The sequence below is a fragment of the Proteobacteria bacterium CG1_02_64_396 genome, assembly GCA_001872725.1.
Taxonomy (GTDB): Bacteria; Pseudomonadota; MNWR01; order CG1-02-64-396; family CG1-02-64-396; genus CG1-02-64-396.
In genome coordinates this window covers 39,881-62,238 of sequence record MNWR01000057.1, presented here as the reverse complement: position 1 = coordinate 62,238, position 22,358 = coordinate 39,881, and the positions used below count along the sequence as shown (strand labels likewise).

Sequence of the window (22,358 nt, the reverse complement as noted above, 5' to 3'; positions counted from 1 at the left end):
TGGGGCGCCCGAAAGGGCGCCCTTTTTTTGTGCACCACCCCCATTGTTCTGGAAAAGGGACCGGTTCTACAGACAAGCACCACATCCCTTGGCGTGCTGGAAACCGGTGCTCCCTTGGCAATACGTAGGCCGGGCGTTCAAGGATGCCCCAGCTATTTGCTGCACGTGATCCGCCTGCGTTTCTCAAACCCGCCGCCCCCCTCTCTTCCGCATAGAGTGCATGGCGTCACAGGCCTTTATGGCAAGCGGTTGATGCCCCAGATCCGGTTCTGCCCGCTGACAACCCTGTGCCTGTGTTGAATCCGTCGAAGAAGCCCCATAGGCGTCCAAACCCCCGACCTCTCGATGAATGTCTGCGCCACACGAGAAGTAACGACCCACCGTCATAAGGGCATCTCAAAAAACTTTGCGATCTCACGAGAGCGGCGGGCGCACGCGCCTACTTTGGTTTTCGACCTCCGTCTCTAAAAAGCATCGAATGGCCGTTGCTCCATCATGAAAAAAGCCCACGAAATCGTGGGCTTTTTGCTGGGATCCCGCTGTTGATTGAACTAATTCTGCGTCACCGACCCCGCCACAAACGACACCGTCCCGGTCGAGGGGAAGTACATCAACTGGTACGACATCGAGACTTCGGCCCCCTTGTACAAACCGGTCGAAGTCATCGTTCCCAGCGGTACGGGCGGTTGGCAGGAACCCAGGGTGTCCCCTTGGGCAATGTGGGCTCCAACCGCACCACCGCTCTGATGTTCGTAACTCCAATTGCTGTTCGAAACCTCGATGGTGCCGGCATGAGCGGGGTTGCCCCCAGGGAAGTGGCACATGTAGCTGCGGCCTTCATTGGGGGGGGCATTGTTCCAGAGCTGCTGGGCCGAGTTGCGCCCGTTGGTCATCTCTTCGGAGGTGATGGCGGTGGCATCTAGGGTGTAGCTGGCACCGTTCACCCCCACCGATTTATCGCCGATCAGGTTGTTGATGTTCGGGGCCAGGGTGGCGATGGCCTGCTGGGCCAAGTAGCCGTTGTTCCAGGTGTCGACGCTGCTAAAAATCCCCAGGTCGTTCAGGTAATTCTGGATTTCGACCAAAGAACGGAGCATCCCCGATTCGGCGGCCGCCTCGGCAATCTTGATGTCGCGGTAATTCACGGCGATCTCGATGTCGGTATTGGCCTCTTGCAGGGCATACACCCCCACGATGGAGATCGCCGCCATCAACACCATGGCCAGCGCCAGGACAAATCCCTTTTGGCCTGCCTTGATTTGAATAGATTGGTTCATGACGTCACCTCGTTGGGATTCGGTCAGGGGGCCTCAAAGGGGCTCGATGTTGCGCGGCATGACGATGGCCGACAGGGTGTAGATGCGATAACCGCCGTTGTAGCTGTAGTCGGCATCTTTGCTGGCGGTACGGATCGTCAGGGTCACCCGAACCGCCCGTACATCGGCCGTAACCGTGGTGGGATTGAGGGTGACCGGGTTATCGAAGTATTCGAAACTCAGGCTGTACAGATTGCGTGCGGCTGCGGCGTAGCTGCTCATGGTCGGGCTGGCCGATTGGGCCGGAGCGACGTTCAGGGCGGTTTTGCGCCCCAGGGTCGCCACCCCGTCGTCGCTGTAGGATCCATATTCCACCACATCCCAAACCTCGCTCCCCCCCACCTCTTTGATGCCGTCGATGTCGGTGGCCACGAACTGCACGTTGGTGGCATTTGCCACGTTGAACGAGCGGGCGTAACGGAGCTCCCGGGTCACCCTTTCGATCCCAACCCGGGCGTATTGCAGCATCTCGATGACATCCTCCCGCGTCTGATACCCCTTGTTGAGCGAAACGAAGATGCCGGTGATCGCCGAAAAGAAGATCCCCGCAAGAGCGAGGGTCATGAGGATTTCGATGAGTGAGTAGCCCCGCTCCCCGGTCGCCGCAGGCATGTTGTGGTGGCTGTTCATCGTACATCCCGGGTTTGCACAACGGTGTAGGGGGTGCCGTCGGCCTTGGTTTTGCCGTTCCACAGCCAATCGACGTCGACCGTCACCCGCTTCATTCCGGCAATCGGTTGGTCGGGCTCGATGTAGAGGCAAACCCGAAAATCCCAATCGCTGGAGATCCCAGGCGACAAACTGCCAGAAATACCCCATTTGTAGTATTTGGCGTTGGCGAAATTGCCGGTGGTGCAGGTTGTGGCGGCGAAGGTCGTCACCACATCCCCATAGTTGTTGGAGACCCCGATGACATCCTCAATGGTGCTGTTGGCCAGCGTGGCGGCGGTGGTGATCTGCTTGCTCAAAGCGGTGGCGCGAGCCACGGCGGACATCACCCCAGCCAGTCCTAAAAGGGCGATGGTCATCACGCTCATCGCCACCAACAATTCCAAGAGAGAGAACCCTCTCTGCCCACCAGCTTTGTCGGGGTTTGGCATCATCTCAGTCCACCTTCACCATTCCGGCAATCGAGACTTCAACCTGACGCTGTCTGCCTGAGGGGTCGGTCAGGGTGATGATCCCCTCTTCGGCGGAGCCCCGGGAATCGAAGGTAATGGAATCCACATCGGCGCTGATGGTGATGCCGGGGAAGCGATTGATCACCTGGCCGCCGATCAGGTTGTAACCCAGCGAACGCTGGCTCAACTCCCCCGCATCCTTGACGCCATCGCGGTTTTCGTCGCTCCAAACCACGTAGTTGATGGTGTTGCTCTGATAACCAACCCCACCGACGCTGAAGGCTTGGTTATTGAAGTAGAAGACGATGTCGTGCCGCTCCTTCACGCACACCATACGCTGATTCATCATGTCGCCCTTGATGAAGCGGGCCGCCGCCTTCAGACGACTGATCTCTAATATGTTGGTCACCGCCGGGACCGAAATGGCCGTGAGCAACCCTAGGATGGCCACCGCCACCAACAGATCGAACAGGGTAAAACCTGAATCACCACGCATCGTGAGTGCCTCTTTTCATCCTGCATCCCGACAGGGGTGGTCTCGACGTTTCAACAACAAAACCGCGAATCGGGTGGTTGGGTGAGAATACCGATCATTTTTGTCTGAAGAATGGGTTCGAAATCACACTCCGATAGAAAAATTGCTTCCAAAACCCCTATTAAAAAGGCTGATGGGGTGTCTCCTGCCAACACAGACCTGTGATGCCCTTTGTTCTCAGTGGTTTATGATCATGTCTTGGCATACAAGCCACCCTAGATCGCCCCCCAAAAAAGAAATAAATCATCGCATCAACGATGGTTGTTCCCTGGTCGTGAATTCATGAATGTAGGGCCCTGATACAACCTGAATCGCGCCTCCACCTCCGGCGTACAACGTTCTTCCTTGGTACGTTTTTGCCCCCCCCCGAGAACCCCATGACACCGATTTCTGCTACCCCCCGCATTGGCCTGGCCCTAGGTAGCGGCTCGGCCCGTGGCTGGGCCCACATCGGCGCCATTCGCGCCTTGCATGAAATGGGGATCCACCCCCATATCGTGGCCGGTTGTTCCATCGGGGCGCTGGTGGGGGGGGCCTACGCCGGGGGGTACCTCGAACGCCTTGAGGCCTGGGTGCAATCCCTGACTTGGCGTGAAGTCTTGCGTTTCATGGATCCGGGAATCAGCGGTGGGGGGATGTTCGCGGGGGATCGTCTGGTCGATTTTTTTAAAAGCAGGATCGGCGAGCCCAACATCGAATCCTTCCCCCTTCCGTTTGGGGCCGTGGCGACCGATATGCTCACCGGTCGCGAGGTCTGGCTGCGTCAAGGGCCGGTGATCGACGCGGTGCGGGCCAGCATCGCCCTGCCGGGGATCTTCCGCCCCCACTGCGTCGACAACCGCTGGTTGATCGACGGCGGGGTGGTTAATCCGGTCCCGGTCAGCCTGTGTAAGGCGATGGGGGCCGAGGTGGTCATTGCGGTGAACCTCAATGGCGACATCGTCGGACGCGCCTTCGCTCCCCATCAACTGCCCAAAAAGGTGGAAGAGGCCCGCGACTTCTGGGACAAGGTCGCCGACCGCTTCCCCTTTTTGCGCGGCAGCGAAGAGGAATCGTCATCCAAGGCCAAGAGCAAGGCCAAAGCCAAGGACTGCGGCATCCCCGCCCCCGGACTGTTCGACGTCATGGCCGGATCTTTAAACATCATGCAGGAGCGGATCACCAACTCCCGCATGGCGGGCGATCCCCCCGACGTCATCGTCACCCCCAGGCTGGCCCACATCGGACTGATGGAATTCGACAGGGCCGAGGAGGCGATGGCCGAGGGGCACGAGGCGGTGGTGCGGGTGGCCTCTGCCATCCGCGACGCGGTGGGATTAACAGCGTGACCCAGCGGCTGCAAACCCTCTTCCCCCTCTGGGTGCTCCTCGGGGCCGTCTGGGGGGCCTTACTCCCCGAGATCGCCAGCTCCGGCAAGGGGTGGATCGCCCCCATGCTCGCGGCCGTCATGCTCGGCATGGGACTGACCGTCACCACGAACGACCTGCGCGGGCTACGCGGCGCGGGCAAACCACTGCTGATCGGACTGGCCCTGCAATACGGGGTGATGCCGCTGTCGGCCTGGGGGATCGCCTGGGCGCTGCAACTGCCCCCTGAGCTGGCTCTGGGCTTGATCTTAGTGGGGGCCGTCCCCGGCGGTACCGCCTCAAACGTCATCGCCTTTTTGGCCAAGGGGGATGTGCCGCTGTCCATCGCCATGACCACCGCCTCAACCCTTGCCTCCCCCCTGCTTACCCCCTTTTGGATTTGGTGGCTTGCCTCAAGCTGGTTGCCGGTCGATCCGGCGGGACTGCTGATTTCGGTGGGGCAAATCGTGCTGTTGCCGGTGGCGCTTGGTATTGGGCTGCGTGCCCTGTGGAGCCCCTCCCCCACTGTGATTCAAGGGGCGCTGCCGCTCCTGTCGATGGGGGTGATCGCCTGGATCGTCGGGGTGGTTGTCGCCTTGAACCTGCATCAGCTGAACGCCGCCATCGCCCCGGTTCTGCTGGCGGTGGCGCTGCTCAACGGAGCAGGTCTGGCGTTGGGTTACCTTGGAGCGAAGCGGACAGGGCTCGACCTCAAACAGCGTCGTACTGTGGCCATCGAGGTGGGAATGCAAAACTCGGGGCTCGCCGTGGCGTTGGCCGCCGCCCATTTCGGGGGGTTAGCCGCCCTGCCAGGGGCGATCTTCTCAATCTGGCACAACCTGACCGGCCCATTGCTGGCCGCCCGCTGGCGCCGGGACTAAGGTCGCCACTCGCACCGAGACACCCTCAATTTCCGGAGCCGACATGATCGTTTTTCGCCAACTCTTTGACGACGCCACCTCGACCTATAGCTACATCCTGGGCGACCCGATCACCCGCGAGGCGGTCATCATCGACCCGGTTTTAGAGCAGGTTAAGCGGGATTTGGCGGTGCTGGAGGAGGAGAGCCTTGATCTGATCTTGATTCTCGACACCCACATTCATGCCGACCACGTCACCGGGGCCGACGCACTGCGGCGCAAGACTGGGGCCGACTACGGGGTGGGGGCCTTTGAGGGAGCCAGCGGCAGCGATATGACGGTAGAGGACGGCGACGCCATCCCCTTCGGCTTCGAGGTCATCCGTGCCATCGCCACCCCCGGCCATACCTCGGGCTGCATGACCTACCACTGGCGCAACTGCCTGTTCACCGGCGACGCATTGCTCATCGGCAAATGTGGCCGCACCGATTTTCAAAGTGGCGATGCGGGGACGCTGTTCGACTCGATCACCAAAAAGCTCTTTGAGCTTCCCGACGAGGTGCTGATCTACCCCGGCCATGACTACGCAGGCAGGCGGGTGAGCTGCATCGGCCAAGAAAAGGCGATCAATGAGCGGATCGGCGGCGGGGTCGACCGGGAGGGCTTCATCGCCAGCATGGGGGGGCTGAATCTTCCCTACCCCAAGCAGATGGATCGCGCCGTCCCCGCCAATCTGCGCGGCGGAATCGAAAGGTAGATCCCCTTCGCCTCTCCCTGGATGGGGCCGCTTAGCGCAGCCCCTCCCCCCGCAAAAGCCTCGGTCCCGCCAGCCCGAACACCCCCATCCCCATCCCCTCGCGCATCATCAACCGGCGCAGCGGACCCACCATGTTGACGGCGGCAATCGCGCTGCGGCGCAGCGTCTGGCGCACCGGGTCTTCGGTCGAGAAGAGGAAGTTGAAGCTGTCGACGTAGGCCGAGGTCAGCACCGAGTCGGGCATGCGGCCCGATTCGTAGCGTTTGAGCGCCCGCGCACCGCCGATGTCTTGTCGGGCGTAGCTCGCCTCGACCAACACCTGGGCCAGCCAGGCCACGTCGCGCACCGCCAGGTTGTAACCGAGCCCCGCCAGGGGGTGGACGGCGTGGGCGGCGTCCCCCGCCAGCCAGATGCGACCGCGCCCATAACGGTGGGCGTGGGCCAATTTGAAGGGGAAGGCAAAGCGGGGTCCGGCCTCGACGATGCGGCCCAAATCGGGGCCGAAGGCGCGCCCCAAGGTGGCGCGGAAGGCCTCGTCGTCCAGGGCGCAGACCTCTCGGGCCTGCTCGGTCGGCAGGGTCCAGACGATGGAGCAGCGGTTTTCGGTCAGGGGCAAAAAGGCGAGTGGGCCGGTGGGCAGAAAACGCTGCCAGGCCATGTTGCGGTGGGGGTATTCGGGTTTGATGGTGGCGACCACCCCGCTCTGGTGGTAGTCGTGCCCCAGGGTGGCGATGCCGAGTTGCTCGCGGATGCCGCTGTCGCGTCCATCGGCGGCAATCGCCACCTTGGCAACCAACCGCACCGTCGCGCCGTTGTCGTCGATGGTCACCGCCGCCCGCGCCCCTTCGTCCACCAAGTCGCGGGGGGCGGCGTTGCGGTAGACCCGCACTCGGCTGGCGCCGAGCAGCGCCTCGTGCAGGGCATCGACAATCGCTTGATTGTGGGCGAGCACCCCCAGGTGGGGCAGGTCGGCGTCGGATGCCTCGAAGCGAATCGTCGCCGGCGAGTCGTCGTCGAGCACCTGGATCGCCTCGATGGGATTCACCCCGCGCCGCTCCAGCCCCTCCCAAGCGCCGATGGTTTGCAGCACCCGGACCGATCCGGCCACCACGGCGCTGACCCGATGCTCCGCCCCCTGCCGGGCGTCGTGCAAGGGATCGGCCCGGTCGACCAGCGCCACCGTCAGATCGGTCTCGGCCAGGGCGAGCGCCAGGGTCGCGCCGGTCATGCCGCCCCCCAGGATCAACACATCACATTCGCGGCGGGGCAGCGGTTTATTCATGGGTCTCCCCCTGGCGGGTGGGCAAAGGCGGCGGAGCCAGATGCAGCCCCATGGTGCGGCGCATCAGCCCTTTTTTAAGCTCATCGAAACGGTCGAAGAGGTTCAATCCCTGCCGCCGTCCCCAGGCCACCGGGGGGGCGGGGCAGGTGTAGAGCAGGTTGAGCGCCTCGGTGAAGGCGATGGTGGCGTCGATGTCGCGGCGCCGCGCCTGTTCATAGCCGTCGAGCACGGCGGCGTCCCCCAGGTCCCCCCCGGCGCGGTGCCGATCGAGCACCCGCTCGGCCAACTCCGCCACGTCGCGCAGACCCAGGTTGAACCCCTGCCCCGCCAACGGATGCAGCGAGTGGGCGGCATTGCCGATCAGGGCTGCCCGCTTGGAGACCATGTGTTCGGCCCGCTCCAGCACCAATGGGAATAGGCGGCGGGGGGTGGGGGCGGAAAAGTCGCCCAGGTCGTCGCCGAAGCGAATTCGCAGGGCGCGGCAGAACTGCTCGTCGCTCAGATCGAGCAACTGCATCGCCTCCTTGCGTTTGGCGGTCCAGACCATGGCCATGCGGTTTTCGGGAAGCGGCAGCAGCGCCAGGGGACCTGCGTCGATGAAACGCTCGAAGGCGACACCTTGATGCGGTTTTTCGGGGGTGACGTTGGCGATCAGGGCATATTGGTTGTGGTGGTAGCTGTGGGATTTCAGACGCAGCATGCGGCGCACGACCGAGTTCTGGCCGTCGGCCCCGATCACCAGGGCGGCGCGGTGGGTGGCGCCGTCGCTCAGGCGGACCGAAACGTGGTCGTTCCAGGGTAGCACCGAGGCGACCCCCGCCCCTTGAATCACGGCGATCCCCGCCTCAGCGACCCGGCGATCCAGGGCGGCGAGCAGGGCGTCGTTGGGGACGACGTATCCGGCCGCCCCCTCCCCCATCTGGCTATGGTGCAGCAGCGCCCCCCCCGATTGCCCCGCCTCGCGCACCTGCACCGCCTTGATCGGCTCGGCGCCGCGCACCAAGTCCCACACCCCCCAGTGCTCCAGCCATTCGACGCTGCCACGGGCCAGCGCCGAGATCCGGGTCTCCCCCCCCGAAGGACGCCCCCCCGCCGCAGCCGGATCGACCACCGTGACGTTCAACCCTTGGCCCGCCAAGGCGGTCGCCATCGTCAGCCCCGAGAGCCCCCCCCCGGCAATCAACACATCGTTTTGCACGCCCATCGCGACCTCGTTTGCATTCGAGTCGGACCAAAGTGGCAGGCCCCGTGGGGGCAGATTACAGGTTTGCGGGGGGCGGGGGAAAGGCGTGGGGGAAAATGGGGTGGGGCTGGGAGGCGAGGCTTTGCCTCTTCAATCGCGCCGAGGGCGGCGCTCCTACCACCACATCCACCGGTTGCCCTCACGTGGAAGGCCACACCCTCGGGGCAGGAGGCCCGCCCTCGGGCTGAGGTTTTCTGGAGAGCCATGCCCGATCATGACCAGGGACGCGGCGGAACGCGTCCTTCCAAAAGTTGATACGAACCGGACGAATAAAGGTCACGCCGGAGCCAGCGAATCCCAACCCCTGCTGCGGTACTGAGACCTGCAATCGCGCACCCTCGATAGACATCGGGTGTTATGACTCCATGCGTCAGGACTTGGTCGCAGGCAACTAAAACCCCAATACCCACCACCCCCTCCCGATATAAGCACCACCCCATTCAGTGCACGCAACGCCTGAAACCTGCCTTGAACATCAAGCGAAACGAATACCTTCAACCGCAACGCCGCGTTTAACTCCATGGTTTTCTGACGCAAACGAATCACCAAAACACTGGTTGCCGCCGCGAGCAACACGATCAAACCGGCTGCGATGGCGTTCGCTGAACCTGCCATTTTGAAAAACAAAGCAATCTCGGCATCGAGAAAAACGCCAATGGCATACGCCTGAATGTAGTTTCGGGAATGGGGGCGCAAGCAACGATGCAACTCGTCGTTCGGAGATGGGTTTGCCATTTCTTCCATAACCTTGACCTCGCCGAACGGTCGGTTCCCCTAGGAGGCTGTCGGACTTGAGCGTCCGTAGCGAGCCGAGTGGGGAATGAGGATCATAGTGGTGACTATGTGACGAAAAACCGGGGAAATTTGGACCGATTACCCGCCGGCGCAGTAGGACGGTCTCAAGTCCGACAGCCTCCTAGGGGCTCCCTGCCAGGGAGAGGGGGCTTTTGGGCACCCCTTTACCCGCTTGCGTCCCCCCCTTGGCAGGGGGAGGACAGGTGGGGGTCGAACGGTTCAATCCACCTGGCTATTCCAGTTGGAGCGCTATCTTGAACAATGAATCGCGCCGAGGCGGCGCTCCCACAAATTGTTTTCATCCCACAAATCCCTTCCCTTCCACATCCCCTCAAACCCTCACGATAAAAAGAATGTGGGAGGCCCTCCCTCGGGCCGATGCCTTTCGGTTCAACAACAAGACCTCTCCCTTAGCCTCGAAACGTTACCCGTTACCCATCGTAACGTTGTTTCGTTACCCATCGTAACACCACCAAAAAAGGGAAATTGTTTAAAGCACTGATGTTGCGTGGTTTTCTTGCGTGGCACAGCTCTTGAAGTGGAAGGGGCGCCGTCTGCACGGCTTGTTTGAAAGCGACAGGGTGGCAGCCCTGGCGCAATCGAAACGGCGCCCCCTCCGGGGCGCAGATTAACGGGCACAGCTCCAAAAACCCACCGCTTGGCGGTGAACAGGAGCGGCCCAGCCCCCATTCCCAGGAGGAAACCCATGAAGCTACGTCAGTCCGCATTGCTCGCCGCCGGTGTGATGGGCGCCGCGCTGCTCGCCACCCCCGCCTTCGCGGCCAAGATTCAGGTCGACGACAACACCTCCATCGATGTGCGCTACCTGATGCAGGTCAAGTACGAAGACCCCAGCAACGGACCCGGCGACTTCTTCATCCGCCGCTCCCGCATCATCCTGTCGGGCAACATCAACGAGACCGTCTCGTTCTTCATGGAGACCGACGACTACAACCAGGGCAAGGGGGCCAACGGGGCCGCCACCGGTTCGGGCGGCAAGGGGATCTTCACCCAGGACGCCTACGTCGACCTCAAGCTTCCTGGCGGGCTCAATCTGGCCGCCGGGTACATCTTGCTCCCCTTCTCGCACCACAACCGCCAATCGGCTGCCTCCCTGCTTGGCGTCGACTACAACCTCGACCTGGTCAAGATGCCCAACACCAACGTCTGGCGCGACACCGGCGTCGAGCTGCGCGGGCTGCTGGCCGACAACATGGTCGACTTTCGGGTTGGGGTCTTCGACGGCGGCCAGGTCGATTCCACCGGCTCCGCCCTGACCACCTCCAGCAACAGCAAGCGGATCACCGGCCGGGTGCAGATCAACCTACGCGATGCCGAGACCGGCTTCTTCTACTCCAACAACTACCTGGGTAAGAAGGAGGTGCTCTCGTTCGGCGTCGGCATCGACACCCAGAAGGATGCGGCGACCTTTGGCAAGACCTACACCGCCACCACCTTCGACGCAGTGCTCGACATGCCGCTGGGCGAGAACGTGCTGAGCGGCCAAGCGGCCTACTACACCTACAAAAACAACGGCACCAACTCCGGCAAGGGGTACTTCGTCCAGGCCGGTTACAAGGTCGGCGACCTCCAGCCGGTGGTGAAGATCGAGTCGTTCGATTTCGACACCGGCACCGATTTTTCGACCGTGCGCGCCGGGGTGAACTACCTGATCGACGGCCACGGCGCCAACGTCAAGGTGGAGTACGCCAGCAAAAAGCCCTCGGGCGGTTCGGCGGTGAACACCGTGAGCGCGCAGCTCCAGATCCTGCTATGAGGCCTCCTCCTCTCTCCTCCCTGGGGGTCGCACCTGCGGCCCCATCTTTTCGATTGCAGGAGGTTTGACCCATGACCGAACCCCGTGAACAAGCGGTTCAGATCAGCTTTTTCAATCCCACCCAACCCTCGGTCAAAGCCGAAACCAAAGCGGCCAAGATTGTGGTCGCCTTGTGGGCGCTGATCGCCTACGGCATCCCCGTCTTGATTTGGCTCACCGGCGACGAGAAGGGCAATGGCCCTCTCGTGCAGGCCCATTTCCTTGGCTTCCCGCTGCATTACTGGCTGGTCGCCCAGTTCATCACCGTCAGTTTCATCCTGCTTTGCGCGTTGTTCGTGAAGCTGTGGAACGACAACGTCAAGGAATGAGGGGAGCCGCCATGAATTTTCAACGTAAAGCCGCCGCCCTGCTGGGTCTGGCATTGAGCCTCGTCGCCGCCCCCGTTTGGGCGGCGGGCGAAGAGCTGTTTCAAATCGAACAAGGCTTCAAGGCGATCCCGGCCGGGATCATGATCGGCTTCATCCTGCTGTATCTGGGGGTGGGCTGGATGATGCGGGTACGCGACACCGCCGGATATTGGGTGGCGGGGCGCAACATCGGCACCATCGGCAACGGTATGGCCATCGCCTCCGACTGGATGAGCGCCGCCTCCTTCATGGGGATGGCCGGTCTGCTCTACCTCAAGGGGTTCTTCGGGCTGGGCTACATCATCGGCTGGACCGGCGGCTATGTGCTGCTGCTGGCACTGGTCGCCAGCCAAATCCGCCGCTTCGGTAAATACACGGTGCCCGAGTTCTTGGGGGATCGCTTCGACAGCCACGCGGTGCGCATGATCGCCGCCCTGGTCACCGTCATCATCGCCATCACCTACGCCACCGCCCAGTTCAAGGGGATCGGCCTGATCTCGGGCTGGATCTTCGGCATGGGCTACGAGGGAAGTGTCTTCTTCGCCGCCGGGGTGGTGCTGGTGTACATGCTGATGTCGGGCCAGGCGGGGGTGACCCGCAACCAGCAGATTCAATACGTGGTGCTGATTACCGGTTTCTTGATTCCCCTGTGGCCGCTGCTGACCGCCGCCACCGGCGAGGCTGTGGTGCTGCCCCAGATCGAGTACGGCGCCATCGTTTCTCAGGTGGGGGCCGCGCATCCCGATTACATCCTTCCCTGGGCCAACGGCACCTTCTATCAGTTTGTGGCGCTCGCCTTCACCCTGATGGTGGGGACCGCCGGTCTGCCCCACATCATCGTGCGCTTCTACACCGTTAAAGACGAAAACGTCGCCCGCAAGTCGGTGGTGTGGGGGCTGTTCTTCATCGGTCTGCTGTATTGGTCGAGCCCCGCCTACGCGGCGTTGGGGCAGCTCTTCAACCCCGGCGGCGGCACGGCGGTCGCCGACGTCATCATCCTTTCGGCCCCCGAAAAGGCGGGGCTGGGTCTGTGGTTCATCGGCTACCTGGCCTCCGGAGCCCTGGCCGCCGGTCTGTCGACCGTGGCCGGATTGATGGTGGCGGGCGCCTCGGCGATGAGCCATGACATCTACGCCTCGGTCCTCAAGCCCCATTCGAGCGACCAGCAACGGCTCAAGGTGGCTCGGATCTTCACCGTGGTGATCGTCGCCATCGTGGTCTGGATCGCCATGAATCCCCCGGCCCTGATCGCCCAGATCGTCGCCATGGCCTTCGCCATCGCCGGCGCAACGATCTTTCCGACCTTGATCTTGGGGGTGTGGGACAGCAAGTCGAACAAGTACGGCGCTTTGTGGGGAATGTTGGTGGGGTTGATCGGGGCGGTCGGCGCCATGATCGGCTGGATGAACGAGGTCGAGTTCTTCGGCGCTTCGGGGGTCATGCCGGCCACCAGTTCAGCGCTGATTTTGGTACCGCTGGTCTTCCTGACCAACATCGTCGTCAGCCGCGCCATGGCCGGTTCGATCGAGAACAAGTCGATCCGTCAGGCCAACGATGTGCTGATGAAGATGCATGCTTTGAAATAACAAAGGGGGGGTCCGCTTTCGGGCGGACTCCCCTCCGTTGTCGTTGTAGGAGCGCCGCCCTCGGCGCGATTTCCACCCACCCTTTCATCCACCAGGAGGCCCCATGCCATCGTCCGCGACCCTCAATATCGCCCAACGCCGAGGCAAATGGTCGAACATCCTGGCCGGATTCGGGGTGGTCATCATGATTTTGGATATGTTCATGACCGGCGATTTCTTCCGGCACATCGGGGAGTTGATGATCGCCTCCCTGCTCTGCTTCGGGGGGGCGATTTACCTGGAGTTCTCGCGCCAGAGGATCCTCAAACATGGCCGCTGATCTTCCCGCCCCCGAACTGAGCCAGATGCTGGCCGAGGTCAAGGCGCTGGCCAGCCTGACCCCCGCCGAGATCGACCATCTGCTCCACCATGCCACCGCCATCCATCTGGACCGGGGACAAATCCTCTTTGCCAGCGGCGACCCTTACACCGGCAAGCTCTACCTGATTGTCGAGGGGGCGATGCACCTGTCGGGCTATCCCGGCAGCCAAGGGCGGATCTGCAATTTTGGCCCCGGCCACTTCGTCGGGCTGACCGCCTTTTTACATTCCGACCCCTACAATTCCACCGCCAGCGCCGACGAGCCGACCACCCTACTGGCCCTCGACGGCCCGGTCATGCAAACCCTGGAGGCGCGCCACCACGAGCTCAGCGCCGCCTTCAACCGGGTCATGGCGCTGCGGTTACGGGCGGCCAAACCGCTGCCCACCGAGGCCGACATCAGCGGCTCGGCCCTGGCGGCTCCGGCCCAACGGGTGATGCACACCCCGGTGCTGACCGCGTCGGGGAGCGCCACCCTGACCGAGGTGGCCCGGCAGATTGTTCGGGCAGGGGTCTCCTCGGCGGTCATCGTCGACGATGATGGCAAGGTCGTGGGGCTGCTGCGTGAGCAGGAGTTCACCCGGCTGGTGGCCGAGCACGGCGATCTGGGGACCCCCATCGGGGCGCTGCATCTGGCCAAAGCCCGCACCGTCGCCCCCCTCGATCCCTTATGGCGGGTACGCGATCTGCTCTATCGCCACCGGGCCGACCGGGTGGTGGTGGTCGAGGAGGGCAAGCCGGTCGGGATCATCACCGACGGCGACCTCTTCCGTTACCTTTCGACCCACATCGGCTCCCCCCTGACCGGCATCTCCGACGCCGTCTCTCTGGAGGATCTCAAGACCTTTTCCGAGCGTTTGCCGGGGTTTGCCTCCCACCAACGGCAGATTACCCGCCGCACCTCGGAGGTGCTGCTGGCGATCAGCAACTTCCACCGCGCCATTCAGGAGCGGGCGGTCGCGTTGACCCTTAACCGTTACGCTTTGGAACATGGCGCCGCCCCCCTCCCCTTTGCGGTGATCGTCATGGGTTCGGGGGGACGGCGGGAGATGCTGCTCGATCCCGATCAGGATCACGGCCTGATTTGGGACGATCCGAAAGACCCGACCCAAGCCGACCAAGCGGCCACCTGGTTCGGTGGCTTCGGACAGGCGCTGGCGGCGGCGCTCGAAACGGTCGGTTACAAGCGTTGCCCCGGCGGGGTCATGACCGACAACCCCGAGTTTCGCGGCTCGGTGTCGCAATGGGCCAAGCGGTTCCGGCAGTGGATCCACCACCCCGACAACATGGCGGCCCGCTGGTCCTCCATCGTCTTCGACCTGGCCCCCCTCTATGGCGAGGTGGCGCTGCTGGAGCCGCTACAGGCAATCTTGAACAACGAGGCGGCCAGCGCATCGGCCTTCCTCACCGCTCTGATGATGGACGACGCCCAATACAAGCCGCCGCTGGGATTCATGGGACGACTGATCACCAGCTCCGACAGCGAACACCGGGGGAGCGTCGATCTCAAGGCGGAGGGGACCCTGTTCGTGGTCGACGCGGCAAGGCTCTTCGCCATCCGGGCCGGCATTGCCGAACGCAACACCCACCGGCGGTTGCAACAGGTGGCCGCGCTTGGGATTCTCGACCGCGACGCGGTGGAGGCGGCGCTGGCCGCCTACGCCCTGCTGGTCGACACGATTTTGGCCCACCAACTGGCCCAGGTCGCCGAGGGGGTCGCCCCCGACAAGTTCGTCGACATCGGCCAGATGAGCCACCACCAGATCGACGCGCTCAAAGATGCACTGCGCACCGTGGGGCGATTGCAGGGGGTGATGCGGCGTGCGGTGACGCTCAGCCCGTTTTGAGCGTGTAAGGGGTGATCGGCGGGATCACCGGTGGATAAGCGCGGCGCATCCACCACCCACGATCCGGCGAAGGGACGGGGCGAATGCTCCCGCAACGATGGTTTTCCCCATGAAGGAGCCCTATGCCGAACCTGAAAGACCGTCTGGCCGCCTCCTTGATGCGCACCCTCAAGCGGCAACGGCTGGCCGCAGACCCCATCGCACTCCATGTGCAAAGGCTTTGCGCTCGGCTGCGCACGGTCGACCTGGGGACGGTCCCGGTTGAACAGGCCCCCTTCGTGGTCCTCGACACCGAGACTACGGGGCTCAATCCCGGCAAGGACCGGATCGTTTCGGTCGGGATGGTGAAGATGCGGTCGGGGGTGATCGGGCAGCGCTTCGAGGCGCTGGTCGATCCTCAAATTCCGATCCCGCTGTCGGCGGTCGAGATTCACGGCATCAGCGACGACATGGTGCGGGGGCAGCCGACCCTGCTGGAGCGGATCGTCGACATGCTCGATTTCATCGGGGCGTCGGTGGTGGTCGGCCACCACATCGGCTTCGACATCCGCTTCATCAACAAGGCGATGGTCGGCCACCTGGGGGCCCATTTTCCCTACCCGACCCTCGACACCATGCGGCTCGACCGGGCGTTGGCCCCTTGCGACGAGGTCGGAACCCTGGACGATGTGGCGGGGCGGTTGGGCATTGAGGTACACGGTCGCCACACCGCCCTGGGGGATGCCAAAGCAACCGCCTCAATCTTTTGGCGCTTGGCCGAACAGGCCCGGCAAAGCCGGGGGGTGACGACGGTCGAGGGGCTGTTTCGCTTGCAGCGGTTGGGGTAGAGGCGCAGGGAAGCGACCCAACATAACCGGCAACGGCATCGCCCCCAGATCAAGCACCGTTGTAGGAGGCGACCCCGTCGCCGAACCGATGGGGCCAGATTGTCGCACCGGGACACAACCGTTCGCGGTCGGGGACCGCTCCTACAAAAACAACGCTACCGATGTGGCTCCGCCACCTATTGTTCAGCAACAAAACCGGCAACGGCATCGCCCCCAGATCAAGCACCGTGTAGGAGGCGACCCCGTCGCCGAACCGATGGGGCCAAGTCGCACCGGGACACAACCGTTCGCGGTCGGGGACCGCTCCTACAAAAACAACGCTACCGATGTGGCTCCGCCACCCATTGTTCAGCAACAAAACCGGCAACGGCATCGCCCCCGGATCAAGCACCGTTGTAGGAGGCGACCCCGTCGCCGAACCGATGGGGCCAAGTTGTCGCACCGGGACACAACCGTTCGCGGTCGGGGACCGCTCCTACAAAAACAACGCTACCGATGTGGCCCCGCCACTCCGTGGCTCCGCCACCCATTGTTCATCAACAAGACCGGCAGCCTGCATCCGGCAACCGGCCCATCCACGGGAGACTGTCCATGAGCGAAACCATCGAATCGACCCTGACCGAAAACCGGGTCTTCCATCCTCCGGCCAACGTCGCCGACACCGCCGCCATCCCCAGCATGGCCCACTTCGAGGCGTTACGGGCCGCCGCCGAGTCCGACCACGAGGGGTTCTGGGCGGGGCTGGCGCGGGAGCACCTCGACTGGACCACCCCCTTCACCAAAACCCTCAACGACAGCAATCCCCCCTTCTACAAGTGGTTCGAAGATGGGCGGCTCAACGTCGCCCAGAACTGCGTCGACCGTCACCTGAAGAGCTGGCGCAAGAACAAGGCGGCGATCATCTGGGAGGGGGAGCCGGGGGACAGCCGGGTCATCACCTATCAAGAGCTCTACCTTGAGGTGAACAAGCTGGCCAACGTCATGAAGCAAGATTTCGGGCTCAAGAAGGGGGATCGGGTCGTCCTCTACATGCCCATGGTCCCCGAGGCGGCGGTCGCCATGCTCGCCTGCGCCCGCATCGGCGCCATTCACTCGGTGGTCTTCGGCGGCTTCTCGGCCGAGGCGCTCAAGGACCGCATCGAGGATGCGGCGGCCAAACTGGTCATCACCGCCGACGGCGGCTGGCGGCGCGAGAAGATTGTCCCCCTGAAGGAGGCGACCGACGAGGCGCTGTCTCATGGCTGCCCCAGCGTTGAGCACGTTCTGGTGGTGCGCCGCACCGGCCAGCATGTGCACATGAAAGCCGGACGCGACGTCTGGTGGGAGGACACCGTCCCCGACGGCGATTACCACTGCGCCCCCGAACCGGTCGAATCGGAACACCCGCTGTTCATCCTCTATACCTCGGGTTCGACCGGCAAACCCAAGGGGGTGGTCCACTCCTCGGCGGGCTATCTGCTCTGGGGGATCATGACCATGAAGTGGGTCTTCGATCTTAAAGAGGAGGACACCTTCTGGTGCACCGCCGACGTCGGCTGGATCACCGGCCACACCTACGTCGTCTACGGGGCGCTGGCGGCGGGCGCCACCACCGTGATGTACGAAGGGGCTCCCACCACCCCCCACGCCGGACGGCTCTGGGAGATCTGCGAAAAACACGCGGTCAACACCTTCTACACCGCCCCCACCGCCATCCGCGCCTTGGTCCGCTTGGGGGATGAGTGGCCCAACAAGTATGACCTGAGCCACCTGCGCATCCTGGGCACCGTCGGCGAGCCGATCAACCCCGAGGCCTGGATGTGGTACTACCGCACCATCGGCAAGGAGAACTGCCCCATCGTCGATACCTACTGGCAGACCGAAACCGGCGGCCACATGATCGCCCCGCTGCCGGGGGCCACCCCGATCAAACCGGGATCGGCCACCAACCCCCTGCCGGGGATCGACGCCGCCATCGTCGACGGCGAGGGCAACCCGGTCGAGAGGGGGCAGGGGGGGCTGCTGGTGGTGCGCAAACCCTGGCCCTCGATGCTGCGCACCGTGTGGGGCGACGATCAGCGTTTCGTCGACACCTATTGGGCCAAATTCAAGGATCAAGGGAAGATGTATTACTTCGCCGGCGACGGAGCCCGCACCGACGACGATGGCTATTTCTGGATCATGGGGCGGGTCGACGACGTCATTAACGTCTCGGGCCACCGCTTGGGGACGATGGAGATCGAATCGGCCCTGGTCAGTCATCCCCTGGTCGCCGAGGCCGCCGTGGTCGGTCGCCCCGACGAGATCAAGGGGGAAGGGATCTTCGCCTTCGTGGTCCTCAAGGGTGGACGCGACGAGTTCCACCGCGACGAACTGGTGCGGGAATTGAGGGAACACGTCGCCAAGGAGATCGGCGCCCTGGCCAAGCCCGACGAGATCCGTTTTGCCGACAACCTGCCCAAAACCCGCTCCGGCAAAATCATGCGCCGCCTGCTGCGCGATATTGCGGCGGGAAGAGAGATCACCTCGGATACCTCGACCTTGGAGGATCAGAAGATTTTGGAGCAGTTAAGGGGGGAGGATTGAAACGGTTGGATTGAATGAGGTTGGAATGAAAAAGGGGGGCTCAGGCCCCCCTTTTTTTTTATATGTACGCTGCGATGCTGGACGGAGCCAGACCCACAAATTGGCTTCAAACCTTTGTTTCGAACGCCCGATCCAGCCGATCCAACACATCCAACCCCTTCTCGACCGATCCTTTTGCCGCCATGGCGCGGAACCGCGTTTCGGCATCGAACTCGGCAATGGCCTGGGTCGAAAGCTCCTCCATCAACTTGTTGACGCTGATATGTCTGCGTTGAGCCAGCGCTTTAAGTCGCATGTGTTTGTCGTCGGGCAGCCGCACGGTCAGGGTTGCCATGGTTCACCTCCCTTCAAGATCTGCTCGGGTGTGACGATAGCGATGTCGGGAAATCGCAGTTGAGCATTACGGAAGTCTTTTACGTTGTTGGTCACGATCCACCTCGCGTTTCCAGCGGTGGCCAGTTCAAGAACGTGATTGTCGCCCTCGTCGGACAAATTCGGTCGCCACAGGTAGAAGATCGCAATCCATTCGCTCACGGCGCAAAACGCTTCAAGCAGGTCGATCACGTCCTCTTTCGGGACCGGGCACCGTGCCAAGGTGGTATCTCGGGTCGCGACATCCAGGTATTCAGAAAACAAGGCGTTGCCCAACAGCGGTTGGTACCGCCCCAGCAGGCAGCGACGCAGGATTTCCCGATTGGGCCCGTGGGCACTCATCAGAGCGGAAGTCAGCACACTTGTGTCCACAACGATGCGCGGTTTCATGGCGGAATGATGGCACATGCGCCATCAAGTTCAATCATCGCTGCGTGGGAAGGGGGCCAACCTTGAACGAACCGGCCTCAAGAGAACCGACCCCCGCCCCGACGAGATCAAGGGGGAAGAGATCTTCGCCTTCGTGGTCCTCAAGGGGGGACGCGACGAGTTCCACCGCGACGAACTGGTGCGGGAATTGAGGGCACACGTCGCCAAGGAGATCGGCGCCCTGGCCAAGCCCGACGAGATTCGCTTTGCCGACAACCTGCCCAAAACCCGCTCCGGCAAGATCATGCGCCGCCTGTTGCGCGATATTGCGGCGGGAAGGGAGATCACCACCGATACCTCGACCTTGGAGGATCAGAAGATCTTGGAGCAGTTGCGGGGGGAGGAGTGAACGGGGGGTGTTGATTGGAAGTAAGACAGATTGGAAGTAAGACAAAAAAGGGGGGCCGATTGGCCCCCTTTTTTATTGATGCGGCGCTGCAACGTCAGGAGGCGTTGTACTGCCAACCGTTACCCGCAGTCCATTCGGTAAAACCGGGGATTTTCCCACCCTCACTGCGCTCGTTGACCTCCAGGTCGACGATGGTGGGGGAGGCGTCGGGAAGCCGTTGGGCGGTTTCGGGGGTTGAGGAGGTGGCATGGGTGGAACGCTCCTGAAGGGGGGACGATGGGGCAGCGCCCCACGGGATGGGTGTGCCGCACACTTCTACCCCCCCCATTCAGCGATGTCAGGCACGGTTTCAACCCTTTATCCCTCTCCCCCTTGCTGCCCCCCTACCCGGCGAGGGTCTTCCCCTCCCCCTTACGCCTCGGCGTACCATGCCGACCCCATTTGGGAGGCGCTGATTGAAAACCGCAGTTCCGACCTCCTCGACGCCAACCCCTACCGTTACGGACCGGTTCAAGGCGATGGTCCGTTGGTGAACAAGGCTCACCGCACCCGGTAGTGACTGTCTTCAATCACCCGGCAAAAATGGGCGAACAGCTCCGGGTCGTGTTTTCCCCCCTGCTCGACCGCCATGATGCCCATGATGGTCTCGTGCGCCTGCTGGGGTTGATAGACGCGTGTCGTCGCCATGGCGTCGTAGCTGTCGGCGATGCCTAAAATCCGGGCCGCCATGGGAATCTCGTCGGCCATCAAACCGTCGGGGTAACCGCCGCCATCAAAATGCTCGTGGTGGTGGCGAATCACCTTGCCCACCGCCTCCACCCCTTCGAGCCCGGTCGCGAGCAAGATCTGCTCGCCACGAACGCTGTGACTCTTCATCAACGCCCATTCCTCATCCTCCAAGCGGCCCGCCTTGAGCAACACCCGGTCGGGAATGCCGATCTTGCCGATGTCGTGGAACGAGGCGGCGATGCGCAGCAGCAGCATGTCGGCAGTGGGGATTGCGGCGCTACGTCCCAGCTCCAGCGCCAATTCCACCACCCGGTCGCAGTGCAGCCGGGTATAGGGATCGCGCTGTTTGAGCGCTTCGGCCAAGCCATGGGTGTATTGGTGCAGGATCTCGAAAGCCTCTTTCACTGCGTGCTCCTTCATCACGGTGCATCCGGATTACACCGGGGCATCGGCCATGGCCCTTTTGATCCAACCGAAGAAAAAGGTCCGGTTGTTGGGGCTGTTTTCGCTGATTTGGATGTAACGGTCGATTTTGTTCAAGGCGAACAGGGCCAAAAAGGTGCGGGGATCGGTGCCGTTGATCGCCGCCACGCTGTTGGGGCCGATCGCCCCATCCACCGCCGCACCCGCCGCCTTTTGTGCCAACCGGGCGCTGGTGCCGACGCCGGCATTGACCGCAAAGTCGAAGATCGAGGCGGCGACCTGCTGGTCGGCGATGGCGTCGCCGCGCACCCGATCCCAAAACTCCCCCTTATAGAAGGCGGCGATCTGCTCCTGCAACAGGGCGTTGCCATCGAGGCCGCCGGGAAAGCCGGGGGCCGACTTGGCTTGGTCGATCAACCCCCATCCGCCCCACGTGGGGAAATTCTTGCGGGAAATCCCCCGGCAGGTCTCGCCCCCCGCATCGTGCGGGTCGTCCACATAGCCACCCTCGTTGCCCAGTGTGGCTGCCAATGCCTGCGCAAACTCGGCCATCGCCCCCTCCTCCTGATGATCTCGCCCCCATGGACTGCCTGCGAATGAAACTCATTGGGACATAAAAGCACAGGAGCATCAAGAATCGGCCTGCCAGCGCATCCTCTCCGCCCTGCGGAACACCCCACTGTGGCCGGTTTTAGGGAAACGCCGAATAAAAGGCCTCCTGCCTTTTTTCAGCCGCGTTGCGCAAAAAACCCGAAGTCGATGCCTTGAGGCTGCGGGTTTTTGCTGCGCTGTCATTTCGGTCACTTGCGGCCGGGGTGCGCACGTTTCCGGCTCTTGCCGGGCATCTTTGCCGGTTTTTAGTGATGCCCTTGCGCTTGCGCCCCCGGTTCATGAGCTTGCTTACCATAATCTTGGCGAGCATGATCCCGCCCCATGAAATCCACCCCTGACCTCTCGCGCTCCCTCGGTTTTTTGCTGGCCGACGCCACCCGCCTGTTCCGCAAACGGTTTGACCAACGGGCCCAAGCGCTGGGGATGACGCGTGCCCAATGGCAGGTGATCGTCCATCTCTACCGCTGCGAAGGGATCACCCAAAAGGCGCTGTCCGAGCTGTTGGAGATCGAGCCGATCACCCTGGCCCGCCACATCGACCGGTTGGAGGGGGCCGGCTGGGTCGAGCGCCGTCCCCACCCTGGCGACCGGCGGGCCAACCTGCTCTTTCTCACCGACAAGGTCGCCCCCATCTTCGCCCAGATGCAATCGGTCGCCGCCGAAGTCCGGGCCGAGGTCACCGCGGGAATGTCCCCCGAACAGATCGAAACGTTGCTCGACACCCTGACCCTGATGAAGAACAACCTCCAGCGCGTGCAACCCACCCCCTGCTGCGTTGCCGACGAGCAAGGATCCTCCAAGCCATGAGCGCCCCCAAGCC

General features: G+C 62.8%; 23 protein-coding genes. 12 read left to right on the top strand and 11 right to left on the bottom strand.

Annotation, left to right across the window (positions count from 1 at the left end):
* Nucleotides 1–551 precede the first annotated feature (551 nt).
* Genes AUJ55_06915 through AUJ55_06900 form a run of 4 tightly spaced genes read right to left on the bottom strand, consistent with a single transcriptional unit; the run spans nucleotide 552 to nucleotide 2,933 of the window.
* A complete protein-coding gene (locus AUJ55_06915) occupies nucleotides 552–1,277 on the bottom strand; it encodes a hypothetical protein (protein ID OIO57374.1) in 726 nt (241 codons plus the stop codon).
* 33 nt (nucleotides 1,278–1,310) lie between these two features.
* Nucleotides 1,311–1,946: a hypothetical protein gene (locus tag AUJ55_06910; GenBank protein ID OIO57373.1), complete on the bottom strand. Its 636-nt coding sequence runs from the start codon at nucleotides 1,944–1,946 to the stop codon at nucleotides 1,311–1,313.
* Complete coding sequence (locus tag AUJ55_06905) at nucleotides 1,943–2,419, bottom strand: hypothetical protein (protein OIO57372.1); 477 nt, start codon at nucleotides 2,417–2,419, stop codon at nucleotides 1,943–1,945. The genes AUJ55_06910 and AUJ55_06905 overlap by 4 nt, the downstream gene beginning before the upstream one ends.
* 1 nt (nucleotide 2,420) lies before the next feature.
* Complete coding sequence (locus AUJ55_06900) at nucleotides 2,421–2,933, bottom strand: hypothetical protein (protein OIO57371.1); 513 nt, start codon at nucleotides 2,931–2,933, stop codon at nucleotides 2,421–2,423.
* Nucleotides 2,934–3,349: 416 nt separating this feature from the next.
* Here AUJ55_06900 and AUJ55_06895 point away from each other — a divergent pair, with 416 nt between their 5' ends.
* The 3 genes from AUJ55_06895 to AUJ55_06885 are packed head-to-tail and all read left to right on the top strand — an operon-like array spanning nucleotide 3,350 to nucleotide 5,935.
* Nucleotides 3,350–4,300 carry a hypothetical protein gene (locus tag AUJ55_06895; GenBank protein ID OIO57370.1) on the top strand — a complete coding sequence of 317 codons (951 nt, stop codon included), beginning with the start codon at nucleotides 3,350–3,352 and terminating at the stop codon, nucleotides 4,298–4,300.
* Entirely contained in the window at nucleotides 4,288–5,199 is a 912-nt protein-coding gene (locus AUJ55_06890; GenBank protein OIO57369.1) for a hypothetical protein, read from the top strand. The genes AUJ55_06895 and AUJ55_06890 overlap by 13 nt, the downstream gene beginning before the upstream one ends.
* 43 nt (nucleotides 5,200–5,242) lie before the next feature.
* Nucleotides 5,243–5,935 (top strand): Zn-dependent hydrolase, encoded by a 693-nt coding sequence (locus AUJ55_06885; protein ID OIO57368.1) that lies wholly within the window; start codon nucleotides 5,243–5,245, stop codon nucleotides 5,933–5,935.
* Between the two features lie 31 nt (nucleotides 5,936–5,966).
* On the opposite strand, the gene AUJ55_06880 is transcribed toward AUJ55_06885, so the two are convergent.
* Together AUJ55_06880 and AUJ55_06875 are read right to left on the bottom strand one after the other, a co-directional pair.
* Nucleotides 5,967–7,217: a hypothetical protein gene (locus AUJ55_06880; protein ID OIO57367.1), complete on the bottom strand. Its 1,251-nt coding sequence runs from the start codon at nucleotides 7,215–7,217 to the stop codon at nucleotides 5,967–5,969.
* Nucleotides 7,210–8,421: a hypothetical protein gene (locus tag AUJ55_06875; GenBank protein OIO57366.1), complete on the bottom strand. Its 1,212-nt coding sequence runs from the start codon at nucleotides 8,419–8,421 to the stop codon at nucleotides 7,210–7,212. The genes AUJ55_06880 and AUJ55_06875 overlap by 8 nt, the downstream gene beginning before the upstream one ends.
* 1,540 nt (nucleotides 8,422–9,961) lie before the next feature.
* On the opposite strand from AUJ55_06875, the gene AUJ55_06870 reads away from it, so the two are divergent.
* The 7 genes from AUJ55_06870 to AUJ55_06840 all read left to right on the top strand — a co-directional run bounded on the left by AUJ55_06870 (nucleotide 9,962) and on the right by AUJ55_06840 (nucleotide 18,624).
* Nucleotides 9,962–11,032: a hypothetical protein gene (locus tag AUJ55_06870; GenBank protein OIO57365.1), complete on the top strand. Its 1,071-nt coding sequence runs from the start codon at nucleotides 9,962–9,964 to the stop codon at nucleotides 11,030–11,032.
* Nucleotides 11,033–11,103: 71 nt separating this feature from the next.
* Entirely contained in the window at nucleotides 11,104–11,400 is a 297-nt protein-coding gene (locus AUJ55_06865) for a hypothetical protein (protein ID OIO57364.1), read from the top strand.
* Between the two features lie 11 nt (nucleotides 11,401–11,411).
* Nucleotides 11,412–13,025: a cation acetate symporter gene (locus AUJ55_06860; GenBank protein OIO57363.1), complete on the top strand. Its 1,614-nt coding sequence runs from the start codon at nucleotides 11,412–11,414 to the stop codon at nucleotides 13,023–13,025.
* Nucleotides 13,026–13,128: 103 nt separating this feature from the next.
* A complete protein-coding gene (locus AUJ55_06855) occupies nucleotides 13,129–13,344 on the top strand; it encodes a hypothetical protein (protein OIO57362.1) in 216 nt (71 codons plus the stop codon).
* On the top strand, nucleotides 13,334–15,232 hold the full coding sequence (locus AUJ55_06850; protein ID OIO57361.1) for a hypothetical protein: 1,899 nt from the start codon (nucleotides 13,334–13,336) through the stop codon (nucleotides 15,230–15,232). Before AUJ55_06855 ends, AUJ55_06850 begins: the two co-directional genes overlap by 11 nt.
* 122 nt (nucleotides 15,233–15,354) lie before the next feature.
* Nucleotides 15,355–16,059, top strand: a complete 705-nt coding sequence (locus AUJ55_06845) for a hypothetical protein (GenBank protein OIO57360.1) — start codon at nucleotides 15,355–15,357, stop codon at nucleotides 16,057–16,059.
* Nucleotides 16,060–16,650: 591 nt separating this feature from the next.
* Entirely contained in the window at nucleotides 16,651–18,624 is a 1,974-nt protein-coding gene (locus AUJ55_06840) for an acetate--CoA ligase (protein OIO57359.1), read from the top strand.
* A gap of 106 nt (nucleotides 18,625–18,730) precedes the next feature.
* On the opposite strand, the gene AUJ55_06835 is transcribed toward AUJ55_06840, so the two are convergent.
* Both AUJ55_06835 and AUJ55_06830 read right to left on the bottom strand, forming a co-directional pair.
* Nucleotides 18,731–18,958, bottom strand: coding sequence for a CopG family transcriptional regulator (locus AUJ55_06835; GenBank protein ID OIO57358.1), 228 nt, complete (start codon nucleotides 18,956–18,958; stop codon nucleotides 18,731–18,733).
* The gene (locus AUJ55_06830; protein OIO57384.1) at nucleotides 18,946–19,386 is read right to left on the bottom strand and encodes a putative toxin-antitoxin system toxin component, PIN family; all 441 of its coding nucleotides are present in this window, start codon (nucleotides 19,384–19,386) and stop codon (nucleotides 18,946–18,948) included. The genes AUJ55_06835 and AUJ55_06830 overlap by 13 nt, the downstream gene beginning before the upstream one ends.
* Before the next feature lie 16 nt (nucleotides 19,387–19,402).
* Between AUJ55_06830 and AUJ55_06825 the strand changes: the two genes are divergently transcribed.
* Complete coding sequence (locus tag AUJ55_06825) at nucleotides 19,403–19,774, top strand: hypothetical protein (protein ID OIO57357.1); 372 nt, start codon at nucleotides 19,403–19,405, stop codon at nucleotides 19,772–19,774.
* Between the two features lie 94 nt (nucleotides 19,775–19,868).
* On the opposite strand, the gene AUJ55_06820 is transcribed toward AUJ55_06825, so the two are convergent.
* The 3 genes from AUJ55_06820 to AUJ55_06810 all read right to left on the bottom strand — a co-directional run bounded on the left by AUJ55_06820 (nucleotide 19,869) and on the right by AUJ55_06810 (nucleotide 21,478).
* Nucleotides 19,869–20,087: a hypothetical protein gene (locus AUJ55_06820; protein OIO57356.1), complete on the bottom strand. Its 219-nt coding sequence runs from the start codon at nucleotides 20,085–20,087 to the stop codon at nucleotides 19,869–19,871.
* A gap of 227 nt (nucleotides 20,088–20,314) precedes the next feature.
* Nucleotides 20,315–20,923, bottom strand: coding sequence for a phosphohydrolase (locus AUJ55_06815; GenBank protein ID OIO57355.1), 609 nt, complete (start codon nucleotides 20,921–20,923; stop codon nucleotides 20,315–20,317).
* Nucleotides 20,924–20,938: 15 nt separating this feature from the next.
* A complete protein-coding gene (locus tag AUJ55_06810; protein OIO57354.1) occupies nucleotides 20,939–21,478 on the bottom strand; it encodes a hypothetical protein in 540 nt (179 codons plus the stop codon).
* Nucleotides 21,479–21,859: 381 nt separating this feature from the next.
* Here AUJ55_06810 and AUJ55_06805 point away from each other — a divergent pair, with 381 nt between their 5' ends.
* Nucleotides 21,860–22,345: a hypothetical protein gene (locus tag AUJ55_06805; protein ID OIO57353.1), complete on the top strand. Its 486-nt coding sequence runs from the start codon at nucleotides 21,860–21,862 to the stop codon at nucleotides 22,343–22,345.
* Nucleotides 22,346–22,358 lie beyond the last annotated feature (13 nt).